At 63.6% G+C, this 25,439-nt stretch carries 21 protein-coding genes; 4 read left to right on the top strand and 17 right to left on the bottom strand.

Annotation, left to right across the window (positions count from 1 at the left end):
- The first annotated feature begins 223 nt into the window (after nt 1–223).
- Entirely contained in the window at nt 224–565 is a 342-nt protein-coding gene (locus ACEQXV_RS07465; protein ID WP_370254408.1) for a hypothetical protein, read from the top strand.
- Here ACEQXV_RS07465 and ACEQXV_RS07460 read toward each other — a convergent pair.
- From ACEQXV_RS07460 to ACEQXV_RS07425, 8 genes are all read right to left on the bottom strand, one after another.
- Nucleotides 562–1,566: a GlxA family transcriptional regulator gene (locus ACEQXV_RS07460; RefSeq protein ID WP_370268548.1), complete on the bottom strand. Its 1,005-nt coding sequence runs from the start codon at nt 1,564–1,566 to the stop codon at nt 562–564. The two genes, ACEQXV_RS07465 and ACEQXV_RS07460, sit on opposite strands and share 4 nt — an antisense overlap.
- Complete coding sequence (locus ACEQXV_RS07455; protein ID WP_370268547.1) at nt 1,563–3,629, bottom strand: ABC transporter permease; 2,067 nt, start codon at nt 3,627–3,629, stop codon at nt 1,563–1,565. Before ACEQXV_RS07455 ends, ACEQXV_RS07460 begins: the two co-directional genes overlap by 4 nt.
- A complete protein-coding gene (locus ACEQXV_RS07450) occupies nt 3,626–4,684 on the bottom strand; it encodes a glycine betaine/L-proline ABC transporter ATP-binding protein (RefSeq protein ID WP_370268546.1) in 1,059 nt (352 codons plus the stop codon). Before ACEQXV_RS07450 ends, ACEQXV_RS07455 begins: the two co-directional genes overlap by 4 nt.
- A gap of 8 nt (nt 4,685–4,692) precedes the next feature.
- Nucleotides 4,693–5,646, bottom strand: coding sequence for an ABC transporter substrate-binding protein (locus ACEQXV_RS07445; protein WP_370253761.1), 954 nt, complete (start codon nt 5,644–5,646; stop codon nt 4,693–4,695).
- Nucleotides 5,647–5,817: 171 nt separating this feature from the next.
- The gene (locus ACEQXV_RS07440; protein WP_370253759.1) at nt 5,818–7,458 is read right to left on the bottom strand and encodes an ABC transporter ATP-binding protein; all 1,641 of its coding nucleotides are present in this window, start codon (nt 7,456–7,458) and stop codon (nt 5,818–5,820) included.
- Between the two features lie 4 nt (nt 7,459–7,462).
- On the bottom strand, nt 7,463–8,386 hold the full coding sequence (locus tag ACEQXV_RS07435) for an ABC transporter permease (RefSeq protein ID WP_370268545.1): 924 nt from the start codon (nt 8,384–8,386) through the stop codon (nt 7,463–7,465).
- 12 nt (nt 8,387–8,398) lie between these two features.
- Entirely contained in the window at nt 8,399–9,355 is a 957-nt protein-coding gene (locus ACEQXV_RS07430; protein ID WP_370253756.1) for an ABC transporter permease, read from the bottom strand.
- 93 nt (nt 9,356–9,448) lie between these two features.
- The gene (locus ACEQXV_RS07425; protein ID WP_370253754.1) at nt 9,449–11,017 is read right to left on the bottom strand and encodes an ABC transporter substrate-binding protein; all 1,569 of its coding nucleotides are present in this window, start codon (nt 11,015–11,017) and stop codon (nt 9,449–9,451) included.
- Nucleotides 11,018–11,504: 487 nt separating this feature from the next.
- On the opposite strand from ACEQXV_RS07425, the gene betC reads away from it, so the two are divergent.
- Entirely contained in the window at nt 11,505–13,040 is a 1,536-nt protein-coding gene (betC, locus tag ACEQXV_RS07420) for a choline-sulfatase (RefSeq protein WP_370268542.1), read from the top strand.
- Between the two features lie 182 nt (nt 13,041–13,222).
- Here the strand turns inward: betC and ACEQXV_RS07415 are convergent, their stop codons facing one another.
- Nucleotides 13,223–14,242, bottom strand: coding sequence for a phosphotransferase family protein (locus ACEQXV_RS07415; RefSeq protein WP_370268541.1), 1,020 nt, complete (start codon nt 14,240–14,242; stop codon nt 13,223–13,225).
- The gene (locus ACEQXV_RS07410) at nt 14,242–15,468 is read right to left on the bottom strand and encodes an acyl-CoA dehydrogenase family protein (RefSeq protein ID WP_370268539.1); all 1,227 of its coding nucleotides are present in this window, start codon (nt 15,466–15,468) and stop codon (nt 14,242–14,244) included. The genes ACEQXV_RS07415 and ACEQXV_RS07410 overlap by 1 nt, the downstream gene beginning before the upstream one ends.
- 158 nt (nt 15,469–15,626) lie before the next feature.
- On the opposite strand from ACEQXV_RS07410, the gene ACEQXV_RS07405 reads away from it, so the two are divergent.
- Nucleotides 15,627–16,400 (top strand): SDR family oxidoreductase, encoded by a 774-nt coding sequence (locus tag ACEQXV_RS07405; protein WP_370253749.1) that lies wholly within the window; start codon nt 15,627–15,629, stop codon nt 16,398–16,400.
- On the top strand, nt 16,397–17,134 hold the full coding sequence (locus ACEQXV_RS07400) for an SDR family NAD(P)-dependent oxidoreductase (RefSeq protein WP_370253748.1): 738 nt from the start codon (nt 16,397–16,399) through the stop codon (nt 17,132–17,134). Before ACEQXV_RS07405 ends, ACEQXV_RS07400 begins: the two co-directional genes overlap by 4 nt.
- A gap of 209 nt (nt 17,135–17,343) precedes the next feature.
- Here the strand turns inward: ACEQXV_RS07400 and ACEQXV_RS07395 are convergent, their stop codons facing one another.
- The 7 genes from ACEQXV_RS07395 to paaZ all read right to left on the bottom strand — a co-directional run.
- Nucleotides 17,344–18,198, bottom strand: a complete 855-nt coding sequence (locus ACEQXV_RS07395) for an ABC transporter permease (RefSeq protein ID WP_370253746.1) — start codon at nt 18,196–18,198, stop codon at nt 17,344–17,346.
- A 5-nt stretch (nt 18,199–18,203) separates the two neighbouring features.
- Nucleotides 18,204–19,763, bottom strand: a complete 1,560-nt coding sequence (locus ACEQXV_RS07390) for an ABC transporter permease (protein WP_370253745.1) — start codon at nt 19,761–19,763, stop codon at nt 18,204–18,206.
- Nucleotides 19,760–20,050 (bottom strand): DUF1330 domain-containing protein, encoded by a 291-nt coding sequence (locus ACEQXV_RS07385; RefSeq protein WP_370253744.1) that lies wholly within the window; start codon nt 20,048–20,050, stop codon nt 19,760–19,762. Before ACEQXV_RS07385 ends, ACEQXV_RS07390 begins: the two co-directional genes overlap by 4 nt.
- Nucleotides 20,051–20,172: 122 nt before the next feature.
- Nucleotides 20,173–21,288, bottom strand: a complete 1,116-nt coding sequence (locus tag ACEQXV_RS07380; RefSeq protein ID WP_370253742.1) for an extracellular solute-binding protein — start codon at nt 21,286–21,288, stop codon at nt 20,173–20,175.
- A gap of 71 nt (nt 21,289–21,359) precedes the next feature.
- The gene (locus tag ACEQXV_RS07375; protein WP_370253741.1) at nt 21,360–22,460 is read right to left on the bottom strand and encodes an ABC transporter ATP-binding protein; all 1,101 of its coding nucleotides are present in this window, start codon (nt 22,458–22,460) and stop codon (nt 21,360–21,362) included.
- Nucleotides 22,461–22,766: 306 nt separating this feature from the next.
- The gene (locus ACEQXV_RS07370) at nt 22,767–23,594 is read right to left on the bottom strand and encodes a PaaX family transcriptional regulator C-terminal domain-containing protein (RefSeq protein ID WP_370253740.1); all 828 of its coding nucleotides are present in this window, start codon (nt 23,592–23,594) and stop codon (nt 22,767–22,769) included.
- 38 nt (nt 23,595–23,632) lie between these two features.
- On the bottom strand, nt 23,633–25,439 hold a 1,807-nt coding region (gene paaZ, locus ACEQXV_RS07365; protein WP_370268538.1), incomplete at its 5' end, for a phenylacetic acid degradation bifunctional protein PaaZ.

Here is a 25,439-nt window from a genome sequence, read left to right as displayed (position 1 = left end):
AGGCTGCTGTTCTTGCCGCCAACCAGCGCCACGTCGGCGCGGCGCAATTCTTCGAATCCGATCACGTTGGGGGTGCTTGCGGTCATCTCATCCTCCTCATGCGCAAATGGCGCCGGTTCGAGGGGACGCTAACGCACCGCGAGCGGGGGCTCCTTGATACAGGTCATGGTTGTATTGCGCGGGCTACGCGACAACCGGGTCAACACTGATGAAGGAGCGCCCGATGAGTTCTTCCCTTGCCGACCGCCTGTCCGCAGCCGCCACACTGGAAGCCGATCTGCTGGCCGAGATCTGCGCCGCGGCGGGCCGGGTTTTCCCCGACGCACCTGCCCATCCCGAAGTGCTGGCCGAACCCACCGAAGCGGTCATGCACCTTTTGGCGCGCTGCCTGCCGGGCTGGCAGATTCATCTGACGGGGGAAGCCTCGGAGCCCAATGGCCACTGGCGTTGTTCCCTGCGCAAATCGTCTGCCTCCGATGACGACCTGGTGGTGGGCACGGCCACGGGGCCGACCATCCCGCTTGTCATGGCGCGGGCGCTGTGGGACGTGGTGCAGAAGTCCTAGCCCCGCCCCGCCGACTGGAACTTGTGGGGGGAAACGCCGTATTTCTCGCGGAACCGGCGCGAAAAATGGTTGGTCGATTCAAACCCGCAGGAACTGGCGATATCGGCCACTTTCATATCCGTTTCCGCCAGCAGCATGCGTCCCCGGCGCAAACGCAGGTCAGTGAGGTATTGCTTGGGCGTGGCCTTCACATGGGTCAGGAAGAGCCGCTCGATCTGGCGGCGTGAGACCTTGAACCGGTCCGCCAGATCATCGAGCGAGAAGAGCTCTTCGATATTCTCTTCCATGTAGCGCAGGATCTGCAGGAGCTTGCGGTTACGCGTGCCGATCGAGGCCGCGCGCGAGCTTTGCTGCGCCTCCTCTTCCGAACGGTGCACCGGGTGCAGGCACATGTTCAGCACCGAGTGCGACAGGATCGGGCCGAAACGTTCGGAAATCAGTCTCAGCATCAGGTCGGTGGCCGAGGACCCGCCGCCGCAGGTCACGATGCGCTCGTCGATGGCGTAAAGCTGGTCCAGCGGTTCAAGGTCGGGGAAGCTTTCACGGAAGGGCGGCATGTTTTCCCAGTGCAAGGTGAAGTCGCGGCCCTTCAGGATGCCCGCACGTGCGAGCGCATAGGCCCCGGTGCACAGCCCCCCCACCTGGTGCCCCATCCGCCAGTGCCGCCGCACGAGGCCAGCCACCTTGTCGGTCACGACCGTATCTGGTTCGACCCCGGAACAGACGTAAAGCGGCCCCGGTATCTTCGCGTCGTCCAGCGCAGAGGTCGCGCCGATCTCGATCCCGTTCGAGGCGCGCACCGGCTTGCCGTCCTGGCTGATCGTCTGCCAGGAATAGAGCTTCTGCCCGGTCAACTGGTTGGCGATGCGCAGCGGCTCGATGGCCGAGGTAAAGGCCAGCATCGACAGCTTGGGCAGCATCAGGAAGCTGATCAACTCGGTCGTCTGACCGGGGGGCAGATCCACATGCGCCACCCCTTTTGGGATGAAGTCGTCGTTCATAGGCCAAGCGCCTTGCGGCGGTCCTCGGCAAAGCCCTGCACGATACGGTCTGCGATCAAGGCCAGGATGGCCATGGCCGCACCCGCCGAGATGCCAAGCCCCACATCGGCGGAACCCAGAGCGATATAGATCGACTGGCCAAGCCCGGTGGTGCCGATAAGCGCGGTGATGACCAGCATGGCGAAAGCATAAAGGATGGTCTGGTTCAGCCCCAGAAGGATCGTGGGCGCGGCATAGGGCGCACGCACCTCGCGCATGATCTGCGATCCCGTCGCCCCCGAGGAAATCGCCGCCTCCAGCAGTTCAGGCGGCGTCGTGACCAGCCCGTGCCTCGTGTAGCGGATCATCGGCACGATGGCGTAGGCGATGATCGCAAGGAAGGCCGAGAACTCTCCGATCTGGAAGAACATCAGCACCGGGATCAGGAAGACGAATAGCGGGATCGTCTGCAACATGTCGCAGATCGGCCGGATCACGGCCCATGCGGTGGCCGAGACCGCCGACAGCAGGCCCAGAAGCCCACCGATGACCGCGCAGGCAATCACCGCTGCCCCGCAAAGATAAAGCGACAGCAGCGCCCGAGGCCAAAGCCCCGTCAGCGCGATGAGCAGAAGCAGGATCAACGCTAGACGCGTCAGCTTCCAGCCGCCCGCGACCCAGGCCAGTGCGCCAACGCCCACCAGGACGAAGGGCCAGGGCAGCTCGGCCACGCCGGTTTCCAGGATGATCGCGGCAATCGGCACACAGAGCCCCGCCGCCACGCGCCCCGAAAGCGCCAGCACCAGTCCGAGGCCACCGGATATGGCAAAGAGCGTCAGCGACATGGCCGACGTCCAGCTGAAGCCCCAGGTGAAGGGCAGCACCGCCCCATCCAGCCCGATCCGCAGGGGAAGCAGGCCATAGAACATCGCGTTGTTCTTGACCGCGTCGAGCGTTGCACCGGCGCTTCGGGTGAACTGGGTCAGCGCCCCGTCCACGGCCTCGACCGTGGGGGCCAGAAGCGCCATGTCGCCGGGTTCGGGCAGCATCGTCCAGGCCACGACGGAAAGCGCCAGCGCAATGGCCAGGATAGCCCAGGCCACGCGCATGTCGTGACGGTCGCGCGTCGTGGCCATGCGGGCCGATATCCGGTCGATGATTATGGCAAAGACCACGATCACGAGGCCCGCCAGCAGGCTTTGCCCGAAATTGGCCTGGCGCATGGTCAGCAGGACTTCCCACCCGATATCGTCGAAGCCGCCGATGACGGCCGCGATGATGACCATGGAAAGCGCCGCCATCAGGGCCTGGTTCACCCCGATCATGATCTGCGTGGCGCCAGCGGGAATTTCCACCTGCACCAGTTGCTGAACCCGCGTGGCGCCGGCCATGATGCCGGCCTCTTTCACCTCGGATTCCACCCGTTGCAGGCCAAGCAGCGTGTTGCGCGCCATTGGCGGCGCGGCATAGATCGCCGAGGCAATGAGCCCCACCACCGGCCCGAAGCCGAAGAGCAGCAGAAGCGGCGTGAGATAGGCGAAGGTCGGCACCGTCTGCATCAGGTCGAGCGTGGCCTCGATCCAGGGCCGCGCCCGCGCGCTTTCATTGGCCCAGACCCCGATCAGCAGGCCCAGGATGAGCGCCAGCGGCACCGAGACGAAAACAAGCGCCAGCGTGTTCATGCCCTCGACCCAGTAGCCCGAGATCAGCACGAAACCGAGGCCCACGGCGCTCATGGCCGCCAGCGACAGCCCGCCCGCATACCATCCAAGTGCCACCGTCGCGCCCATGATCAGCGGCCAGGGCGTGCTGACTAAAAGCCAGTTCACCGCCACCATCGGGTATTCCAGCGCCGCCGAGAAGAGGCGCACCGCCGGGCGGATCAGGCCGAAAACCCATTCCAGCGAGGTGTCGATCCATTCCGTGATCGGCATCACCCAGGCCGAGGGCCAGCCCGGAAGCCAGCTGACCTGCCGCTCGAACAGAAGGCAGATCGCCCCCACCAGCAGCGTGACCAGTGCGGCGCGCGTTCCGGGGCTGAGCCGGGCGGCAAGGCCCGGAAGGGGCAGGCTTGCATCGCTCATTCGGTTTCCACCTGTAGAGCCGAAGCAAGGTCGGCGGGATGGACGTAACCGGCCATTTGCCCGTCGCGGCCCCAGACCGGCACCGGCTGATACAGCGACATGCACGAGGCCAGCGCCTCTTCCAGCGTCATGTCGATCCGCAGCTTGGGATCATCGGGCATCTCGGGCGTATTGCCGGTTTGCAGAACGCTTCCCAGGCGCGCATGGCGGCCCTTGGCCACGTCGCGGGAAAACTCGCGCACGTAATCATCGACAGGGTTCAGGACGATCTGGGCCGGGGTGCCGATCTGGACGATCTGTCCATCGCGCATGATCGCGATCCGGTCAGCCAGTTTCAGCGCCTCGGAGATATCATGGGTGATGAAGACGATGGTCTTGTTCAGCGTCGACTGGATTTTCAGGAACTCGTCTTGCAACTGCCGACGGATCAGCGGATCAAGCGCCGAGAAGGGTTCGTCGAGGAACCAGATATCGGGATTGGCCGCGAGCGACCGGGCAATCCCGACACGCTGCTTCTGGCCGCCAGACAGCTCGCGGGGGAACGCGTCCTCGCGCCCGGAAAGCCCCACCATCTCGATCACTTCCAAGGCCCGCGCGCGCCGCTCGGCCTTTGATTTTCCCAGCATTTTCAGCGGGAAGGCCACGTTCTCGGCCACGGTCATATGGGGGAAGAGGCCAAAGTGCTGGAACACCATTCCCAGCTTCTCGCGCCGAAGCTCGATCAGCCGCTTGGGGCTGGCGGTCAGGATATCTTCGCCGTCGATCTGGACCGAACCGCCGGTCGGCTCCACCAGCCGCGAGATGCAGCGGATCATGGTCGACTTGCCGGAACCCGACAGGCCCATGATCACGAAAAGCTCGCCTTCCTTAACCTCGAAACTGGCGTCCTGCACGGCGGGGATCAGACCTGCCGCGCGCAGGGCGTCGGCGGCCTCGGGGGCGGGTTTTCCCGCCCCCAAAGCCTGTTTCAGTTGGCGTTCGGCATCCGGGCCGAACACCTGCCACAGCGCCTCGACGGCAATCGCCGGGGTGCCGTTCGATGCACCTGTGGACATATGCCGGATTACTCCGTCGCGGCTGCGATGATGGCGGCCACTTCGTCGGCGTGCTCCGCGATATAGGCGGCGGCGACCTCTTCGACCGGCTGGCCGTCGTTGTCGACCATGCCCATCATCGGCTGCTGGTCTTCGGTCAGCAACTGGTAGGCCGCCAGGATCTCGGCAGCGGCAGGCCACTGCTCGGCGAGGCCCGACCATGCCACCTTGAAGATGCGCGAGGGCAGGAAGTCACAATCCGAGGTCGCGTTGGGGTTGGTGCCCCATGCCGGGTCTTCGTAGCACTCGGGCGTGCCTGCGGGCAGATCGACGAAGGTCACGTCGTATTCCGCGATGGCCCAATGCGGCTGCCAGAACACCATCAGAAGCGGGGTGCCGCGCTCGGTCGAGGCGCGCAGTTCCGCGATCAGCGCCCCTTCGGAACCTGCGGGAACCGCACGGAAGGGCAGTTCAAGGCCAGCCACGCGATCGGCGCCGGGGGTGCCCCAGTCAGCCGGGTAATCCACCAGGCGGCCCTGCGGCAGCGTCTCGGCGGTGGCGAACTGCATCGCGCAATCCATCAGCGCTTCCCACGCGGGCAGGCCGGGGCAGAGCTCGGCCACATGCGCGGGGTAGGCAAAGCCCTCGCGGGCCACGAGGCCAAGATCGCCAATCTCGGCGATCGCGCCGGTATCGAGCACTTCGTAGTAGAGATCCGGAACGTTCGATTCCCACACTTCGAGAGCCGCGTGAATCTCGCCCTCACCGATTGCAGGATACATGTTGTAGTAACCCGCGGTGACGTATTCGACGGTGTAGCCTGCTTGCTCCAGGATCTGCCCCGCAACATGCGTGGACAGGTGCTGGCCGGTCCATTCGTTGATCGCAAGCCGGATAGGCGCGCTGGTGTCGCCAAGATCGGCCGCCGCGGCAGCGCCGGTCAGCGCCAGCACCGAAAGGCCGGAAAGAAGTACGGATTTCATGGGTCGTCTCCCTGTCGTGGTCTTGTTGATTATGCGGTTAGTCTAGGCGCTATTTCACATCGCCCGGGCAGGGATTTCCACCGAAATATGACTGGAACCGCCTTTTAAAGGGCGAACCGGCCCGCCCCAAGCAGGGGCGAACCGGCACTTTTGCAAGAGTCCATTGGCTTTTCAGCCTGCTGCACGGGCCTTCAAGAGGTCGCTCAGCCAGTCAGGATCCATCTCGGGCACCGAGGAAAGCAGCAGTTCCGTATAGGGATCGTGCGGCGGCTGGAACATCTCGGATTTGGGGCCTTGCTCGACCACCCGGCCCTCTTTCATCACCACCACTTCGTCGGCAATCGCCTTCACTGTGGCAAGGTCATGGGTGATGAACATATAGGCCAGGTCGAACTCCGATTGCAGTTTGTCCAAGAGCTTGAGGATGCCTTCCGCGACCAGCTGGTCGAGCGCGGAGGTCACCTCGTCACAGATAATGAACTTGGGTTCGGCTGCGAGCGCCCGGGCAATCCCGATCCGTTGCTTCTGGCCGCCCGACAGCTCGGAAGGCAGCCGGTCGATATAATCGTTCGGCTCCAGCTCGATCAGGTTCAGAAGCTCGCGGATGCGCTCATCGAGTTGCTTGCCCTGAAGGCCCAGATACATCTGTGCCGGTCGCCCGATCAGCTCGCGGATGCGCAGCTTGGGGTTCAGGGCGGTATCGGCCATCTGGTAGATCATCTGCGCCTGTCGCAGCTGTTCGCGGCTGCGCTTGCGATAATCCGGCGGCAGCGCCTTGCCATCGAAGAGAATCTGCCCCTGTCGCGGCGGCAATAGCCCGGTGATCACGCGTGCGGTCGTCGACTTGCCCGACCCGGATTCACCCACGACGGCCACGGTGCGCCGCTCGTGAATGTCGAAATTCACGTTCTTGAGCACATCGACGCTGCCATATCCGGCGGTGATCGCCTGCACCGAGACGACGGGCGTCTTGCCTTCGGACACGGGCGCCTGTTCAGGGCGGGCATGGCTGCGCACGGCCCAGAGCGATTTGGTATAGTCCTCTTTCGGATCCGCCAGCATTGACCTTGTGTCCGATTCCTCGACCTCGTCGCCCTTGAGCAGCACCTTGATCCGGTCCGCCATCTGCGCCACGACCGCGAGATCGTGGGTGATGTAGATCGCAGCCGTGTCGAATTGCTCCACGATATTGCGGATCGCGGCCAGGACCTCGATCTGCGTGGTCACGTCCAGCGCCGTGGTCGGTTCGTCGAAGATGATCAGGTCGGGGCGGCAGGCCATGGCCATGGCCGTCATCGCCCGCTGCAACTGGCCGCCCGACACCTGGTGCGGATAGCGGAACCCGATATTGTCGGGGTCCGGCAACTGCATGCGGCGATAGAGGTCCACCGCGTCGCTTTCCGCCTCGGACCGGCCCATCACGCCATGCTGCACCGGTGCCTCGCAATACTGGTCCATCAGCTTGTGAGCGGGGTTGAAGCTGGCCGCGGCCGACTGTGCAACATAGGCGATGCGCTTTCCGCGCAGGTTGCGCTTGGTGCTCTCGCTGGCCTGCATCAGGTCGATCCCGTCAAAGACGATCTCTCCCCCCGAAATCCGGCATCCGTCGCGGGTAAAGCCCATGGCGGCAAGACCCACAGTGGATTTGCCCGCGCCCGATTCCCCGATCAGGCCAAGAACCTCGCCCTTGTGCAGCGTCAGGTCGATGCCATGCACAATCTCGTTCCAGGTTTCATCCGCCCGGCCCTCGATGCGCAGGCCCTTCATGGTCAGCAGGACCGGTTTTCCGTTGCTGTTGCTCTGGTCACTCATGTCCTTACTCCTTCAGCCCGCTGGCGCGGTGCAGCTGCCAGTCGACGACGAAGTTCACGCTGACGGTCAGGAGCGCGATCGCGCCCGCAGGCAGCAGCGGGGTGATATCGCCAAACGCGATCAGCGTTGCGTTTTCCTTCACCATGGACCCCCAGTCCGCCATCGGCGGTTGCAGGCCAAGGCCCAGGAAGCTGAGCGCCGAGATGGACAGGAAGACGAAGCAAAAGCGCAGGCCAAATTCCGCGACCAGCGGCGCCATCGCATTGGGCAGGATTTCCCGCGTGATCAGGCGCCAGAGCCCCTCGCCCCTCAACTTCGCGGCCTCGATGTAGTCCATCACCACGATATTGAGCGCGACCGAGCGCGCCAGCCGGAACACCCGGGTGGAGTCGATGACCGCGATCACGAGGATCAGGGTGATGACCGAGGTGCCGAAGATGGTCAGCAGAAGAAGCGAGAAAATGAGCGCCGGAATGGCCATCAGCACATCAACCGCTCGGCTCATCACCTGGTCGAGCCAGCCGCCGACCGTTGCCGCGAGCAGACCCAGAACCGACCCGATGAGGAAGGCCAGGGCCGTGGTCACGAAGGCAATGCCCACGGTATTGCGCGCACCGAATATGAGACGCGAGAGCATGTCGCGCCCCAGGTTATCCGTGCCCAGAAGATGCACGTCATCCCAAGGCAGATACTCTGCCCCCAGCACCGCACGCTCCGGGAAGGGCGCGATCAGCGGGGCGAAGACCGCCACGACAATATAGAGGATGATCACCAGCATCCCGAAAGAAGCAGTCAGCGGGGCGGTGCGCAGCTCTTTCTTGACGGCGGACGGCGTAACCGCGATCGCCGCCGTGCGGAACAGCCACCCCGCCGCGAGGCAGGCGAAGATGACGACGAAGAACCAGAAAACGGCTGTCAGAAAACCCATGTCCGATCCTCCTCAGCGACGATGCACGAGGCGCGGGTTGGACAGGGTCGCCAACACGTCCGCCGTGAGGTTGAGCAGCACATAGGCCGCCGCGAAGATCAGTGCGACGCCCTGCACGACGGGCATGTCGCGCGCGGCCACGCTGTCGACCATCAGTTGCCCGAGGCCCGGGTAGACGAAGACCACCTCGACCACGACCACCCCGGTGATCAGGTAGGCCAGGTTCAGCGCGATCACGTTGATGATCGGGGCCAGCGCATTGGGCAGCGCGTGGCGCACGATGATCCTCATCGGCTTCATGCCCTTCAGCCGCGCCATCTCGATGTAAGGCGACGCCAGCAGGTTGATGATCGCGGCCCGCGTCATGCGCATCATGTGCGCGGTCACCACCAGTGTCAGCGTAAAGGCCGGCAGGAAGGTCCGGTGCAGGACTTCGAGGAAATCCGGATCACCCCGGAAATTGGCCATCGACGGGAACCACCCGCCACGCCCTGCCAGCAGGAAGATCAGGATGTAGGCCACGAAGAACTCGGGGAAGGAAATCGAGGTCAGCGCCGAGGCGTTGGCGCTGCGATCGAAGATCGAATTGCGGAACAGCGCCGCCAGGATCCCCAGCATCAGCGACAGCGGCACCGCGATGGCGGCGGCGTAGAGCGCCAGGAACAGCGTGTTTTCAAAGCGCGACCCGATGAGATCGACCACCGGGCGCCGGTTCGACAGCGAATTGCCGAAATCGCCCTGAAGCACACCGGTCAGCCATTCGATGTAGCGCGTGTGCATGGGCAGATCGAGGCCGAGTTCGCGCCGGATGGCGGCAACGGTCTCAGGCGTTGCGGCCTGGCCCAGGAATTCCTCGGCGAAGTCGCCCGGCAGAAGCTCGGTCGCGAGGAAAATAAGAAGTGACACGATGAAGAGCGTAAGCAGGCCAAGGGCCAGACGCTTCGCGATCATTATCCATATATGAGACATGAGTCCCCCTTCAGGCCGCGCCTCCCCCGCACGGCATGCGCCCCAAGGACAGGAATCCCCCGGCCTTCAGCGGCCGGGGGATGATTGCGTGGATCAGGCGAACCACCAGCGTTCAGCGATACGATGACCGTCATTGCGCCAGTTGGATGCCACCTGCTCGCCATGGGCGAGCGCATCGCTGTGCGCACCCACATAGGCTGCGAACATCGGGATGATGATGCCGCCTTCGTCCGAGCAGAGCTGCTGCATCTCGTAATACATCTCGCGACGCAGATCTTCGTTCAGTTCCGCACGGGCGGTGACGAGCAACTCGTTGAAGCGGTCGTGGCTCCAGTAGGTCTCGTTCCAGGGTGCCCCTGCCGCGTAAGCGGTCGAGAACATCAGGTCTTCGGTCGGACGGCCGCCCCAGTAGGTGCCGCAGAACGGAAGCTGCATCCAGACGTTGGACCAGTAGCCGTCATTGGGTTCACGCACCACGTTGAGGTTGATACCGCCTGCTGCCGCGGTTTCCGCGTAGAGAACGCCCGCGTCGACCGCCCCCGCGAAGGCTGCATCGGCCAGGTGGATATCCACGTCGAGGCTGTCCATGCCGGCCTGTTGCAGGTGATAGCGGGCCCGATCCGGATCGTAGGCCTTCTGTTCGAGATCGGCGTTGAAGAAACGCTGACCCGAGCCGATCGGGTGGTCGTTACCGACCGCGCCGAAGCCGTTCAGGATCGTGTCGACCAGCTGCTGACGGTCGATGGCGTATTTCAGCGCCAGGCGCACGTTCACGTCGCTGAAGGGCGCGGCGCGGGTGTCCATCGGCAGACCGTAGTGCTGGGTGCCGGTCACGGACAGAACCACGACACCGGGCGCGCGCTGAAGCAGGTGCACGGTGTTGAGGTCAGCCGAGTCGATGTAATCGACTTCGCCCGAGATCAGCGCGTTCTGGCGGGCTGCCGCGTCGTGGATCACGATCTGCTCGACCGCGTCGAACCATGCGACATCGGACTTCCAATAGCCATCGTGACGGCTGTAGCGGGCGCCGACGCCGAATTCCATTTCCTCGATCTTGTAGGGGCCGCAGCCGTCCATGGTCATCGGGTCGATTTCACCATCGCGCGAGGGCAGCATCGGCAGGTGGTAGTCCGCCAGCACGAACGGGAAGTCGGCATTGCCTTCTGCAAGGGTGAAGACCACGTTCATGCCGTCAACGCGCATGTCGGTGATCGGGGCCACGATCGGCGCCGCGGCCGAGGTGGAATCTTCGCCCATGTGATGGCGCAGCGAGGCAACGACGTCCTCGGCGGTCAGCACGTGGCCCGAATGGAACTGCACGCCCGAGCGGATGGTGAAGGTCCAGACCGACGCGTCGGCCGAGGCTTCCCAGCTTTCCGCCAGTTCGGGGACCAGCGAGCCGTCGGTCGCGATCTCGGTCAGGTAGTTGTTGCGGGTGTGGGCCTGCAGGATGGTGAAGTCGTTTTCCCACGAACCCGGATCCATTGAGTCGGTCGTGGAGCCGTGCGCCTGCGCGATGCGCAGCGTGCCACCCCGGGTCGGGGTCGCGTGGGCCATCTTGGCCCCCATCGGCCCGATCAGGGCAGCGCCACCGATTGCCGACGCGCCCTTGAGGACGCCGCGGCGGCTCACGTCACCCGAGAAAAGAGGGGTCTTCATCATGTTTGTTCTCCGCTGTTGTCATGATTTTTGTCGAGTTCCCTTGGGTCTCGATTTCTTTTTCGAAGCCGCGCCTTGCAGGACGGACCTGACAGGGCTGCCTGCGGCTTCGTCTTCCGGTGCGCCCCGATGGGATTCGGGGGGCGAAAGAGTCTGGCGTTTCTGTATCTCCCGTCTTCACAGTCGAAACATCTGCGTGGACCCTGCAAGTACTGCGGTTACCCATTCGAAAAATTCGAAATTCTGTGTCCGGATTTGCCGGAATGGGAAGGCCGCGCGCCGAGTCCATGAGGGCAGTCTTGCACGGGATGACCCGCTGGAAAACCAAAATTCGACACCGCTTCCACCGTTTGCGACATGTGCGATGTGAATTTTGGAAAAAACCTGTCGCTTTGAAGCCAGTGCAAAACCCGGTCCGCAGCCAGATTGGGCAACGACAGGGACGCGCCGGTTTTTTCGGCGCATCACGCCCCCGCAGAAGGAGCTCCGCATGACCACCCCGCCCAATATCGTCCTGATCATGGCAGATCAGTTGGCGCCGCAGTTCACCGGCACCTATGGCCATCCGGTGGTCAAGACGCCCAACATGGATGCGCTGGCCGCGCGCGGCACCCGCTTCGACGCGGCCTACTGCAACTCACCGCTTTGTGCCCCGTCGCGGGCAAGCTTCATGACCGGGCAACTGGTGTCGAAGATCGGGGCCTATGACAATGCCGCCGAGTTTCCTGCCTCGATCCCAACATTCGCCCACTACCTGCGCATGATGGGCTACCGGACCTGCCTGTCGGGCAAGATGCATTTCGTGGGACCGGACCAGTTGCACGGGTTCGAGGAACGTCTCACCACCGATGTCTATCCCGCCGACCACGCCTGGACGCCCGACTGGACCAATCCGCATGAGCGGATCGACAAGTGGTATCACAACATGGACTCGGTCATCGAAGCCGGGCCTGCCGCGACCACTTTCCAGATCGAATATGATGAAGAGGCGACCTTCCTCGCCCGCCGCCGTATCCTGGAATACGCGATGCGGGGAACGCAGCCCTTCGCCATGGTGGTCAGCCTTATCCATCCGCACGACCCCTACGTGCCGCGGCCGGAATTCTGGAACCTCTATTCCGACGATGACATCGACATGCCCCGGACCGGGCTGACCGACGACCCCCACACCCGCCGCGTGCATCACGGCATCGGGGCGGATGCGCAGCCGGTGACCGAACAGGAGATCCGCAATGCGCGTCACGGCTATTACGCCAACACGTCCTATTTCGACTCCAAGGTCGGCGAAATCGTGAAGGTATTGGAGGAATCCGGGCAGTTGGAGAATACGATCGTCATCGTGACCTCCGACCATGGTGATATGCTGGGCGAACGGGGGCTTTGGTACAAGATGAGCTTCTTCGAGCATTCCGCTCGAATCCCTATGATTATTGCGGGGCCGGGCATTGAAAACAGGCAGGTGGGCGAACCTGTCAGCCTGCTCGATATCCTGCCAACCTTCCTCGATATCGCGTCTTCAACTGGCCAGGACGCGCCGGAACCGGCGATGGAACTGGACGGGCGCTCGATCTGGCCGTTGCTGCAGGGGGCTGTGGATAAGCCCGAGGACGGAGAGGTACTTGGGGAATATTGTGCTGAATGTGCAAGTGACCCGATCTTCATGATCCGCCGGGGACAGTGGAAATATATCCATTGCCGCGCGGATCCCCCTCAGTTGTTTGATATTTCCGCCGATCCGTTTGAACGGAACAACCTGGCCACAGATCCACGATTTGGGACACTTATTGAAGAATTCGAATCCCGTATTTCCGAGAAATGGGACGAAAACGCCATTCATACGGCGGTTCTGGCCAGCCAGAAACGTCGGGGGCCGGTTCACCTGGCGATGGAAACGGGTTCCCTGACCAGTTGGGACTATCAGCCCTCCAGGGATGCCGCGAACGAGTTCGTGCGCAATCACATGGACTGGACAGTGGCGGCCGAGATGACGCGCTTCCCATCATTCAGCAATAAATCAAAGGGTTAGAGACTGACCTGCCACACACGATTTATTTGATCAAAATTCGGCCTTCCCCGCATCTGCGCAGATCACGCGGGGAAGGTCGAAAAAAGAGAATCTATACAGCAATTCGAGTCGGACTCGAGAGTCGTTCCTCAACTCGTTGGATTCCCAAAATGAATCTGATTTCAGTGACTTAGAGACGTCGCTCAGCCATGCCCGTCGAGGATATCGCAGGCTTTCTCGGCCAGAGGCGCCGCTAGCGCGCCCACCTGCAACGCCCTGTCAGAGGACGCATTGCCCTGCAAACCGCGGAATTTCACGCCCTGAACGATGGCTGCCAGCCGAAACAGGCCGAACACCAGGTAGAAATCCCAGTTCTCGATCCCGGCAATCCCTGCCCGCGCACAGTATCGCGCCACGTAGTCTTCCTCGGTCGGCAAACCGAGGGCCTTGCGATCGACGCCCTGCAGACCGCTCAGAACCGGCCCCGGGGGCATGCGCCACAGCATGCATTGATAGGCGAGGTCTGCCAGTGGATGGCCAAGCGTGGACAGTTCCCAATCCATCACCGCGATCAGCCTGGGCGCATCGGGCGCGAACATCACGTTGTCCAGCCGGTAATCGCCATGTACCAGCGACACCCGCCCGTCATCTGGCACCATGTTGGCCCCGAGCCAGTCGATGATCCGCTCCATCGCCGGGATCGCCCCGGTTTCCGTCGCCCGATACTGGCGCACCCAGGTTGCGTATTGACGCTCGTAATAGCTGCCAGTCCGACCGAAATCTGACAAGCCGACGGCCTCCAGGTTCACGGTGTGAATGGCGGCAAGCGCCAGGTTCATCTGGTCGTAGATCGCCGCCCGGTCCTGCGGCTCCAAACCCGGCAGGGACGGGTCCCAGAACACGCGGCCTTCCACGAATTCCATCACGTAGAACATCGAGCCAATCACGCCGTCATCGGCACACAGATGCAGCGCGCGCGCCACCGGCACGTCGGTTTGGGCCAGCGCAGACAACACCCGGTATTCGCGGTCCACCGCATGTGCCGATTTCAGAAGCTCCCCGGGTGGTTTTCGGCGCAGAACATAGCTGCCGCTCTCAGCCCGCAGGCGGAAGGTCGGGTTCGACTGCCCGTCGGAAAACTTCTCGGCCGCGCGCAGCCCCCTGAACCCCGGAACATGCGCCTCCAGGTAGGGACCAAGTCGCGCAATCTGTGCCTCGTCCATCAGACCGGCCCTTTGTTTCCCTCGTGATGGGCCCGGACCAGCTGTCGCCCAAGCGCCATCATATGCACCTGGTCAGGCCCGTCGGCAAAGCGTATCTGCCTGGCGTAGTTGAACAATTCCGCAAGCGGCAGATCCTGGGTCAGCCCTTTGCCCCCGTGAATCTGGATCGACCGGTCGATCACGGTCTGCGCCATCATCGGGGCCACGATCTTGATCGCGGCAATCAGGTCTTTCGCCGACTTCGCCCCCTCGCGGTCGATCTTGGCCGCGGCCTTCAGCGTCAACAGGCGGGCCTGTTCGATCTCACACCAGCTCTTGGCGATATCCTCGCGCACCGACTGGTGCTGGCTGAGCTTGCGTCCGAAGGTCTCGCGTTCCTCGACCCGCTCCATCATCAGCTCCAGCGCCCGCTGCGCGGCGCCGACAAGGCGCATGCAGTGGTGAATGCGCCCCGGCCCAAGCCTGCCTTGCGCGATCTCGAAGCCCCGGCCCTCCCCCAGGAGCAGGTTTTCCGCGGGAACCCGGACATTGTCGAATTCGATCTCGGCCTCACCAAAGGGCGCGTCGGCATAGCCAAGTGTCGTGACATGGCGCAGGATCTTCACGCCGGGCGCATCTCGCGGCACCAGGATCATGCTCTGTTGCTTGTGACGGTCCGCGTTATCGGGGTCCGACTTGCCCATGACGATGAAGATGGCACAGCTTTCACGCATGCCGCCGGTCGTGTACCACTTGCGCCCGTTCACCACGTAGCCGTCGCCATCCCGGCGGATCTCGGTGCGGATGTTGGTGGCATCGGAGGAGGCGACGTCAGGCTCCGTCATCGCGAAGCCCGACCGGATCTCGCCCGCCAGCAAGGGCGTCAGCCAACGCGCCTTCTGCGCCTCGCTGCCGTAGAGCATCAGGGTTTCCATATTGCCCGTGTCCGGCGCGTTGCAGTTGAATATCTCGGGAGCCCACCACACCCGGCCCATGATCTCGGCCAGCGGCGCGTATTCCAGGTTGGACAGGTCCCCGCCATGGGCCTTGGGACGGAACAGGTTCCACAGGCCCGCCGCACGGGCCTTGGCCTTGAGGTCTTCGTAGAAATCCGGTGTGCGGAAAGGCGTGTCCGTGGACTCGAAATGACGCGCGAAAACCGGCTCGGCCGGATAGATATGCGCGTCCATGAACTCGGTCAGGCGCGCCTGCATTTCACGCATTTTCGGCGTCGGTTCGAAATCCACGAGCTCTGTCCTCCCATCATGTTTCGCGCGCACGATCCGGCCCGCCCCATGCCTTGTCAACCGGGACGTGGTGTCATTTCCCGCAAGCGCCGGATTCCCCTTGCCTTTCCCCCTGCCCGGCCTAGCCTGCCGCTCAGAGACCAAGGAAAGGCCATCCCATGACCCTCAGCCCCCACCCGCTTTTCGATCTGTCCGGCCGCGTGGCCCTCGTGACCGGCGCCAGCCGTGGCATCGGCGAGGAGATTGCGAAGATCCTGGCCGAACACGGGGCCCATGTCATCGTGTCGAGCCGCAAGGTCGACGGATGCAGCGCGGTGGCCGAAGCGATCCGGGCCGCTGGCAGCAGCGCCGAGGCCTTCCCCTGCCACATCGGCGACATGGACCAGATCACCGCCATCTTCGACCATATCAGGGCGACCCATGGGCGGCTCGACATCCTTGTCAACAACGCCGCCACCAACCCCTATTTTGGCCATATCCTCGATACGGACCTCTCGACCTTCGAAAAGACGCTCGACGTCAATATCCGCGGTTATTTCTTCATGTCGGTCGAGGCCGGCAAGATCATGCGCGACCAGGGCAAGGGGGCCATCGTCAACACGGCCTCGGTCAATGCGCTGGAGCCGGGCGACATGCAGGGCACCTATTCCATCACCAAGGCGGCGGTGGTGAACATGACCCGCGCCTTCGCCAAGGAATGCGCCCAGTTCGGCATTCGCGTCAACGCGCTGGCCCCGGGCTGGACCCGGACGAAATTCGCAGGCGCGCTTCTGGACAGTGAAAGCCACTATAACGAGATCATGGCCCGCCTGCCCATGAAGCGCCCGGCCGAACCTTCGGAAATGGCGGGGGCGGTGCTCTACCTCGTCTCGGACGCCGCCAGCTACACGACGGGCGAGTTGCTGGTCGTCGATGGCGGACTGACCATATGAGCGGGCGCTTCGAGGGCAAGGTCGCCCTCGTCACCGGGGCCGCCGGCGGTTTCGGCAAGCTGCTGGCCGAGGCACTTGCTGCCGAAGGCGCGCGCCTCGTCATGGGGGACCGCAACAAGTGGGGGCTGCGCCACGTGGCGCGCGGCCACCTCGCCACCTATATGCGCTGCGACGTGACAAGGGAGGATCGCGTGAAGGCGCTCTGCGATCTTGCCATCGAACAGTTCGGCCAGCTCGACATTGCCGTCAACAATGCCGGGATCGCGGGCCCGATGAAGCGCCTGACCGAGATCCGCGAGGACGAGTTCGACCTCATCCACGCGGTGAATGCCAAGGGAACCTTCTTCGGCCTAAAGCACCAGATCCCGCTCATGCGCGACCGGGGCGGGGTGATCCTGAACGTGGCCTCGGTGGCAGGGCTCGGGGCGGCCCCCAAGCTCGCCGCCTATGCCGCCGCCAAACATGCCGTGGTCGGGTTGACACGGACCGCCGCGATCGAAGAGGCGCGCCACAATATCCGCGTGAACGCGATCTGCCCCTTCTACAGCCCCACCCCGATGGTCACCGAAAGCGGCATGGCCGACATGCAGGATTTCCTCGCCGGCGCCTCGCCCATGAAACGGCTTGGCTCTCCGGCTGAAATGGTCGCCGCGATGATGGCCCTTCTCGATCCAGCGAACAGCTACATGACCGGGCAGGCTATCGCCGTCGACGGGGGCGTCACCGCCTACTGATCTTCTCCTTGCCGAAATACTCCCGCCGGAGGCATCCCCCCCTTGCCGCAAGGGCCGAAGGGGCATGTGGCGTGCCACCGCTGCAATCCTGCCGCGGCAGCACGCGCCGAGGAGGTCCCCGCGCAAGCGGGGGGCGACGAGGCGCGTTCCCCGGTCGACGCCGAAGGCGGCGAACCGAAAAGCGGCCCCGCAGGGCCGCCTCGTGTTTCTTATCCCGGGCTCATCCCGCGCAGCCGTTCGGACCTGCGTCTCAGCAGTTCCACCACGGTCAGAAGCAGGATCGAGATCGCCACCAGGATCGTGGCCGCGGCCAGGATGGTGGGACTGATCTGTTCGCGAAGCCCCGTGAACATCTGCCAGGGCAGCGTTTTCTGCCCGGCGGAGCCCACGAAGAGCACCACGACCACCTCGTCAAACGAGGTGATGAAGGCAAAGAGACCGCCCGAGATCACGCCAGGCAGAATGAGTGGCATCTGCACCTTGAAGAATGTCGTCACCGGGTCCGCGCCGAGGCTGGCCGAGGCCCGCGTCAGCGACTTGTCGAAGCCCACCAGGGTCGCGGTCACGGTAATGATCACGAAGGGAATGCCGAGCGCCGCATGGGCCAGCACAACGCCCAGGTAAGTCCCCTGAAGCCCGATGCGGCTATAGAAGAAATACATGCCGGCGGCCGAGATGATCAGCGGCACGATCATCGGCGAAATCAGGATCGCCATGATCGCCCCTTTGAAGGGCACGTGGCTCTGGCTAAGCCCGATTGCCGCCAGGGTGCCGAGCGCGACCGACAACACGGTTGCCGCAGGCGCGATGCGGATCGAGTTCCACAGTGGCTGCTGCCAGTTGGGATTGTAGAAGAAATCCCGGTAGTGATCGAGGCTGTAGGCCTCGGGGTCCAGCGCCAGCATGCCGGGCGTAAAGGTGAAGAAATCCTCGGCGTTGAAGCTCAGCGGGATGATGATGATGATGGGCGCGATCAGGAAGAAGAAGATCAGGCCGCACAACACGCGGAAGCCGTAGAACCAGGCTTTCTGGCCCGTGGAGGCATAGGGAGGAAGGCTGCTCATGATCTTTACCCCAGCTTCACGTTATCGATGCCGACGATCTTGTCGTAGACCCAGTAGAGGATCAGCACGACCGCCAGAAGGATGGAGCCGAGCGCGGCCGCCAGGCCCCAGTTCAGCGACGACGAGATGTGATAGGCGATCCGGTTCGAGATGAACGTCCCCGTGCGCCCCCCGACCAGTTCGGGCGTGATGTAGTAGCCGATGGCCAGGATGAAGACGAGGATACAGCCCGCGCCGATGCCCGGCACCGATTGCGGGAAATAGACCCGCCAGAACGCCGTCCAGTCGGTTGCGCCAAGCGATTTGGCCGCGCGCACGTAAGTGGGCGGAATGGTCTGCATCACCGAGTAGAGCGGCAGGATCATGAAGGGCAGCAGGATATGCGTCATCGCGATGATCGTGCCCGTCTGGTTGTTGATCAGTTGCAAGCGCGCGTCATTGGCGACGAAACCGGCCCAGACCAGAACGTCATTGATCACGCCCTGTTGTTGCAGAAGCACCTTCCAGGCCGATGTCCGCACAAGAAGCGAGGTCCAGAACGGCAGCAGCACCAGGATCATCAGCAGGTTCGAGGTGCGCATCGGCAGGTTGGCCAGCAGGAAGGCGATCGGGTATCCCAGCAGAACGCAGCTTCCCATGATGACCATGGACATGAAGAGCGTCCGGCCAAAGAGCGTGACATAGATCTGGCGATCCTCGGGTTGGGACGTGATCCCATCGGCGCTGAGCTGCATGTCCACCGCGGTCAGGAAATAGCCGGGGGTGTAGGTCGGCGAATAGACGAGGATGGTTTCGAAAATCTCCGGGTTCAGCCAGTCCTCGTCGATGTCGGCGAACTGGTCGCGGATCGAAACGGACTCGAAGCCGCCCACGGCCCCTGCTGCCGCCGACAGCAGCGCGTTCGAGCCGCTATAGCCATTGGCCGTCAGATCGCGATAGAGCGCGGTGTAGACGAAATCCTCGATGTCTTCTTCGGCGGGATCGTCGTCATTGGCATTGACCGTGATGTTGATCCAGCTGTCGAAGGCGCTGGCCAGTTCCGGCAGGGCCGCGCGCACGGCGGCGTCATCCATTAGCTCCGACCAGGTTGCATAGTCTGCCCAGGCCGGGTCGAGCTCGGTGAACTGGTCCGTGTAGATGTCGGTGTCGAACCGGCCCACGCCCCGTCCCGATTGCCGGAACAGCGACGCGATCCCGGTCATCTCGTAATTCAGACGGCTGCCGACCCGGGTATGAATCCGAAACTCGGCGGCTTCGAAGATGTCGTAGTAAAGCGCGGCATAGACGTCTTCGCCGGGCGCTTCCTCGTGATTGTCCCAGGTCTCCTCCATCGCGGCCACCAGGCGCGGCAGCGTATCGCGCACGATCTGGTTCTCGACCGAGCGGAACAGCATGTCCGCGATCGGCGCGATGAAGGTAATGATGATGAACAGAAGCAGCGGCGCGATCAGCATCAGCGCCCGGATCTTCTGCGCACGCAGCGCCCTGTTGAGGCTCGCCTTGAGCGGGCGTCCGTCGGCGGCCAGCACCGGGCCGGACTGGGTATCTGCCGTAGAGTCGGTCATTCGTGGCCTTCCACAAGGATGATGACGCTGTCCGCGGATGCACGGCGGATCTCGGCCACTTCCTGATATTCTGGATCGTAATAGGCGGCCTTTGCGGCCTCGAAGCTCGGGAATTCGATCACGACGTGCCGTTCGAAGGTCTCGCCCTCGGGCACCTCCGACTTGCCGCCACGCACGATGAATTTCGCGCCCAGGTTCTGAAGGATCGGCGTGTCACGGCGGACGTATTCCGGGTAGGCTTCCGGGTCCGTCACGGTGATGTGTCCGATGATATATCCCTTGGGCATCTGTCCCCCTGACGCTCCTGGTGAGGGGCGGGGCGGGCCGCAGGGGACCGCCGCGCCGGGTGTTTCATGCCATGATATGGGCCAGCGGCGCGGGGCAGTCCCGCGCCGCCGCCGGTATCAGCTTACTGCGACAGCCACGCCTGGAAACGGGCGTCCATGTCGTCGCGGTAATCGGCCCACCATTCGTAGTTGAACAGGAAGGTGCGGGCAGAGTTGGCCGGATCGGTCGGCATGTGCGGAGCCATGTCGATGCCGAGGGTGGCGTGCTGACCCACGAGCGGGGCCGAAGAGGCGCGCGCCGGGCCGTAGGAGATGTACAGGGCCTGGTCAGCCAGACGCTGCGTGTCGGTTGCGTAGCGGACGAAGTCCAGCACGCGAGCCAGACGGTCTTCCGGCAGGCCTTCGGGGATGATCCAACCGTCGAGGTCGAACACCTGCGCGTCCCACATCATGGCGACGGGCTGGCCCTGCTCTTCGATCAGGCTGAACAGACGACCGTTGTAGGTCGAGCCGAAGACGACTTCGCCGTCAGCCAGCAGCTGCGGGGTGTCGGCGCCGGCGGACCACCAGATGGTGCTGTCGGCGATGGAGTCGAGCATGGCGAATGCCTGCGCGATGCCTTCTTCGGTTTCCAGAACGTCATAGACGTCTTCCATGGCGACGCCAGAGCACATCAGCGCCCATTCCATGTTGCCGATCGGACGACGCTCCAGCGAGCGCATGCCCGGGAAGGTTTCCAGGTCGAACACGTCACAGATGTCGTCGGGGGTGTTGCCGCCCCAGGCTTCGACATCGGTGCGATAGCCGAAGGTGGTCGAATACACGATCTGCGGGATGAAGCAGTCGGACACGATCAGGTCGCCGAAGTCTTCGGAGGCCGGGGTGCCATCGGGCGCCGGTGCCAGCATCTCGTCATGGTCGATTTCCATCGCCAGGCCTTCGTCGCAGAGGCGCATTGCGTCTGCGGCCACAACGTCGACGAGGTCCCAGGTGATGTTGCCGGCTTCGTTCATGGCGCGCAGACGGGCCACGGCTTCTGCCGAGCTTTCGTCCCAGACCACTTCAAGGCCATCGTGCATTGCCTGATACGGCGCGGAGTAGGCGTTCACCTGGCTGGCCTGGTAGGCGCCACCCCAGCTGACCAGCGTCATGCTGTTTGCCATGTGGCCTTCTGCATGCGCCATGGAAGCGGCCATCACCGCGCCCGAGGTCAGCATAAGAGCTGTTTTGAGTTTCATGAGTCTCTCCTCTGTTGGTCGTTCTTTGTTCATGTGGATCGTGCCCCTGACCGGTGGGCACGCCCTCTTGCTCAGGCGTCGAGCGCCCGGCAATCCTGTGGACGCCACCCGATTTCGATCTGCTCGCCGGGTTCGAGCCGGCGCTGATCGGGGGCGTTACGGGTCTTGATGATGAAGTCATCGTTTCCGGCCACGCGCAGCCGCGTGCGGTAGATGTCACCCATGTAGATGAATTCCAGCACCTCGGCCTTGACCGTGTGGGCACCGGGCTGAAGGCGGTCCTTGTTGAACTCGACCCGTTCGGGGCGGATGGAAACGAGGGTCCGGTCTCCAACCTTGCCGACGTTCACCGGCACGGTGTCGATCAATTCGCCATCGTCGAGCTGCACCACGGCGGTGCCATTGTTCATTTCCTTCACCGTGCCCATCAGCGTGTTGTTCTCGCCGATGAACTGGGCCACGAAGCTGTTGGTCGGTGCTTCGTAAAGCTCGTCCGGCGGGGCCAGCTGCTGAATGCGGCCGTCATCGAACACGGCCACGCGGTCCGACATGGTCAGCGCCTCGGTCTGATCGTGGGTCACGTAAACCGTCGTGATGCCGAGGTTATGCGCCAGGTTGGTGATCTCGAACTGCATGTGCTCGCGCAGCTGCTTGTCGAGCGCGCCGAGCGGTTCGTCCATCAGCACGAGTTCCGGTTCGAACACCAGCGCGCGCGCCAGCGCGATCCGCTGCTGCTGGCCGCCCGAAAGCTGCGCCGGGCGACGACCGCCGAAGGCACCCATCTGCACCATGTCCAGCGCGCGCTTGACCTTCGCTTCCTGCTCGGACTTGCCCATCTTGCGGACCTGGAGCGGGAAGGCGAGGTTTTCGGCAACCGTCATGTGCGGGAACAGCGCGTAGTTCTGGAACACCATGCCAATGCCGCGCTTGTGCGGCGGGATGTTGTTGATCGGCTGACCGTTCAGCAGGATTTCCCCGTGGGTCGCCGTCTCGAACCCTGCCAGCATCATCAGGCAAGTGGTCTTGCCGGAGCCCGAGGGGCCGAGCATGGTCAGGAATTCGCCCTTTCCGATACTGAGGTTGAGGTCTTTCACGACCAGCGTTTCGCCGTCGTAACTCTTCTGCACGCGGTCGAAGACCACGAAATTCTCAGCTGCGGAACTCGCGTTCATCTATCTTCCCTGTTGTCCAGCACCTGTCGGTGCGGGTCTTTATTGGTGTTGGGTCATTCTTCACATCCGAACCCGGAAACCGGACCGATCTTGCGACCGAAACCGCACGAAAAACGACACCACTGTCATTGGCTTCACTCTACGACCAAAGTCGTGTGCGTCCACCCCCCGGATGGAAATTAGTTCACAAGCCCAAGTAGTGGCCGCTCTTTAGGCAATCTGCATTGCGACATGCACAATATGTGCCTTCCGTCCGGTCATCCGGGAATCGAAGGTTCGGGCCGGGTGGTCCGACATCCGCGATCATCACACCGATTCGGGAATCACCGCCGCCGCCTCGAGATCGGGCAGGGACACGGTCGGCAACAGTTCCATCAGGCTGCAAAAGCGTGCCCGGCACGCTTCCCCCGGCCATCCGTCGGGGAAGAAACTGCCGGGCAGGTCCGGGTGGCGAAACAGGATGCGCCGCCAGGAATGCACTGTCAGCAGACGCAGCGCGACGCGCTCCAACGTGGGCAGGTCCCCTGCCCCGGCAAGGATCGCCTCGATGCGCACCAGATCATCTTCAAGCGCCCGGTACTGCGCCATTAATTCGGGCGGGCAGACCTGATCCTGCACCCAGTCTGGCACGGACCAGCGGTTCGTTTCCACCCCGGCCAGGCCGCGCAGATCAGGCGGCAGGGGTCCGGGGCCCATCACGACCTGGGTGCCGATGGTCAGGTAATCCCCGGTCATCAGGAAGCTTTCGAGCTGCCCGCGCCCGGTCTGCTCTCCGCTGCCCGAGATCAGCAAGTGCCATGTGTCCGGAAAATGCCGGTCGCGGTCGTAGATGCGCGGGCTGGCCTCGGCGCTCTGCCCCCTGCCGAACGGGGTCAGAAGGTGCAGGCTGCCACGCCCCTCGCGCTGGCTGTCTATCCAGCCATCCTTGCGCAAGCGAAAGAGCGCCACGCGCATCGCCTCGGGCTTGATCCCCATCAATCCCACCAGCCGCGACAGCGCCGTGCCGCTGATCCGGTCCTCCGGGCCTCGGGCAAGATCGCCGAAGATCGTGACGATGAGAGACCAGACCCGGTGGCTTTCGCCCCGGGTCAGGATCTCGGCCGCCGCGCGGTATGTGGGGGTCGCATCCTCCATGGGCGGACTATAGGCCCCCCCCGCGGCCCGGCACAATCTCAGAAGGCCACCATCGTCAGCAGCTCGTATTCGGCGACCATCTCGTCATCCTGATTGGTCAGCGTGACGTGCCAGCGCACCTCGCCATACTCGTCATTGCGCTTCGTCTTCTGCTTAACGGTCAGGCGCACCTTGATCGCATCGCCCGGCACGACCGGTTTCATGAAGCGCAACCCGTCGAGCCCGGTATTGGCCAGCACCGGGCCTTCGTTCGGCTCCACGAAGAGCCCCGCCGCGAATGAAAGCAGCAGATAGCCATGCGCGACCCGGCCCGGGAAGAACGGGTTCCGCTTCGCGGCTTCCTCGTCCATGTGGGCGTAGAATGTGTCGCCGGTGAAATGGGCGAAATGCTCGATATCGTCGAGCGTGACCACGCGCGGCGCGGTCACAAGGGTTTCACCGATCTCAAGTTCGCCGAAGCGGCGGGTGAAGGGATGGCCCGGGCCCTTGGTCTCGCTGGCCCCCGGCACCCACTTGCCGCCAATGGCCGAGATCATCTCGGGGCTGCCCTGGATCGCGGTGCGCTGCATGTAATGCTTGACGCCGCGCACCCCGCCCATTTCCTCACCGCCACCCGCGCGGCCGGGACCGCCATGGACCATGTGCGGAAGGGGGCTGCCGTGGCCGGTGCTTTCCTTCATCGAGTCGCGGTTGTTGATGTAGATGCGCCCGTGGAAGGCCGCGGCCCCCATCACCACCTCGCGCGCGACCTCGGTGTCATGGGTGATGAGCGAGGCCACAAGGCTCCCCTGCCCCCGGTTCACCAGCTCAACCGCATGGCCGAGGTCGCGATAGCCCATGACCGTGCTGACCGGGCCGAAGGCTTCGGTATCGTGCACGCGCTCTGCCGTGTCGGGGCTCGCGCAATGGAACAGCATCGGCGGCAGGAAGGCGCCATCAGAGCCCGCCATGGCGAAATCGTCGGGATCGCCGAAGACCCGCTCTGCCTCGGAGCCGATCAGGGCAGCTTTTTCCAGCACATCGGCCTTCTGGCCCGCGCTGACCAATGCCCCCATTCGCGTGGCCTCGTCCCGTGGATCGCCGATGACGGTCCTGGACAGGCGCGCCGACAGGGCCTCGATCACCGCCCCCTCGCGCCCCTCGGGCACCATGATCCGGCGAATGGCGGTGCATTTCTGGCCCGCTTTCACCGTCATCTCGCGGCTGACTTCCTTGACGAAGAGATCGAACTCGGGGCTTCCCGGCCCTGCGTCGGGGCCGAGGATCGAGGCGTTGAGGCTGTCCTGCTCGGCCACGAAGCGCACGGAATTGGACAGGATGGTCGGGTTTGCGCGCAGTGCAAGCGCCGTCGCCGCCGACCCGGTGAAACTGACCACGTCCTGGCAGGTCAGCCGGTCCAGCATGTCGCCCACCCCGCCCGACACCAGTTGCAGTGCGCCCGGGGGCAGGATGCCGCTGTCGAGCATGATCTTCACCGCCAATTCCGTGACATAGCATGTAGCGGTTGCCGGCTTCACGATGGCCGGAACCCCGGCCAGCAGCGTCGGGGCGAGCTTTTCCAGCATCCCCCAGACCGGGAAGTTGAAGGCGTTGATGTGAACCGCCACACCGTGCAGCGGCGTGCAGATATGCTGACCGAGGAACGTGCCCGTGCGGCTCAGCTGCTCCAGTTCGCCATCGAGATAGACGTGCCCGTCCGGCATGTCCCGCCGTCCCTTGGAGGCGAAGACGAACATCGTGCCGATGCCCCCGTCGATATCGATCAGGTGGTCGGATTGCGTGGCCCCGGTGTTGAACGACAGGTCGTAAAGCGCCTGCTTATGCTTGCCCAGCTCCAGCGCCAGC

It is taken from the genome of Nioella sp., assembly GCF_964229645.1.
In the GTDB taxonomy this organism is placed as follows: Bacteria; Pseudomonadota; Alphaproteobacteria; order Rhodobacterales; family Rhodobacteraceae; genus Nioella.
Note: the sequence above shows the minus strand (reverse complement) of the source record. Positions and strands in the feature narration are given on the sequence as shown.

Coding starts and splice junctions, on each gene's coding strand:
- ACEQXV_RS07390 (WP_370253745.1), bottom strand. CDS start 19,763: ATGACCGACTCTACGGCAGATACCCAGTCCGGCCCGGTGCTGGCCGCC.
- ACEQXV_RS07415 (WP_370268541.1), bottom strand. CDS start 14,242: ATGGACGAGGCACAGATTGCGCGACTTGGTCCCTACCTGGAGGCGCAT.
- ACEQXV_RS07430 (WP_370253756.1), bottom strand. CDS start 9,355: ATGTCTCATATATGGATAATGATCGCGAAGCGTCTGGCCCTTGGCCTG.
- ACEQXV_RS07455 (WP_370268547.1), bottom strand. CDS start 3,629: ATGAGCGATGCAAGCCTGCCCCTTCCGGGCCTTGCCGCCCGGCTCAGC.
- ACEQXV_RS07445 (WP_370253761.1), bottom strand. CDS start 5,646: ATGAAATCCGTACTTCTTTCCGGCCTTTCGGTGCTGGCGCTGACCGGC.
- ACEQXV_RS07370 (WP_370253740.1), bottom strand. CDS start 23,594: ATGGAGGATGCGACCCCCACATACCGCGCGGCGGCCGAGATCCTGACC.
- ACEQXV_RS07440 (WP_370253759.1), bottom strand. CDS start 7,458: ATGAGTGACCAGAGCAACAGCAACGGAAAACCGGTCCTGCTGACCATG.
- betC (WP_370268542.1), top strand. CDS start 11,505: ATGACCACCCCGCCCAATATCGTCCTGATCATGGCAGATCAGTTGGCG.
- ACEQXV_RS07460 (WP_370268548.1), bottom strand. CDS start 1,566: ATGAACGACGACTTCATCCCAAAAGGGGTGGCGCATGTGGATCTGCCC.
- ACEQXV_RS07405 (WP_370253749.1), top strand. CDS start 15,627: ATGACCCTCAGCCCCCACCCGCTTTTCGATCTGTCCGGCCGCGTGGCC.
- ACEQXV_RS07375 (WP_370253741.1), bottom strand. CDS start 22,460: ATGAACGCGAGTTCCGCAGCTGAGAATTTCGTGGTCTTCGACCGCGTG.
- ACEQXV_RS07385 (WP_370253744.1), bottom strand. CDS start 20,050: ATGCCCAAGGGATATATCATCGGACACATCACCGTGACGGACCCGGAA.
- ACEQXV_RS07395 (WP_370253746.1), bottom strand. CDS start 18,198: ATGAGCAGCCTTCCTCCCTATGCCTCCACGGGCCAGAAAGCCTGGTTC.
- ACEQXV_RS07380 (WP_370253742.1), bottom strand. CDS start 21,288: ATGAAACTCAAAACAGCTCTTATGCTGACCTCGGGCGCGGTGATGGCC.
- ACEQXV_RS07425 (WP_370253754.1), bottom strand. CDS start 11,017: ATGATGAAGACCCCTCTTTTCTCGGGTGACGTGAGCCGCCGCGGCGTC.
- ACEQXV_RS07400 (WP_370253748.1), top strand. CDS start 16,397: ATGAGCGGGCGCTTCGAGGGCAAGGTCGCCCTCGTCACCGGGGCCGCC.
- ACEQXV_RS07435 (WP_370268545.1), bottom strand. CDS start 8,386: ATGGGTTTTCTGACAGCCGTTTTCTGGTTCTTCGTCGTCATCTTCGCC.
- ACEQXV_RS07465 (WP_370254408.1), top strand. CDS start 224: ATGAGTTCTTCCCTTGCCGACCGCCTGTCCGCAGCCGCCACACTGGAA.
- ACEQXV_RS07450 (WP_370268546.1), bottom strand. CDS start 4,684: ATGTCCACAGGTGCATCGAACGGCACCCCGGCGATTGCCGTCGAGGCG.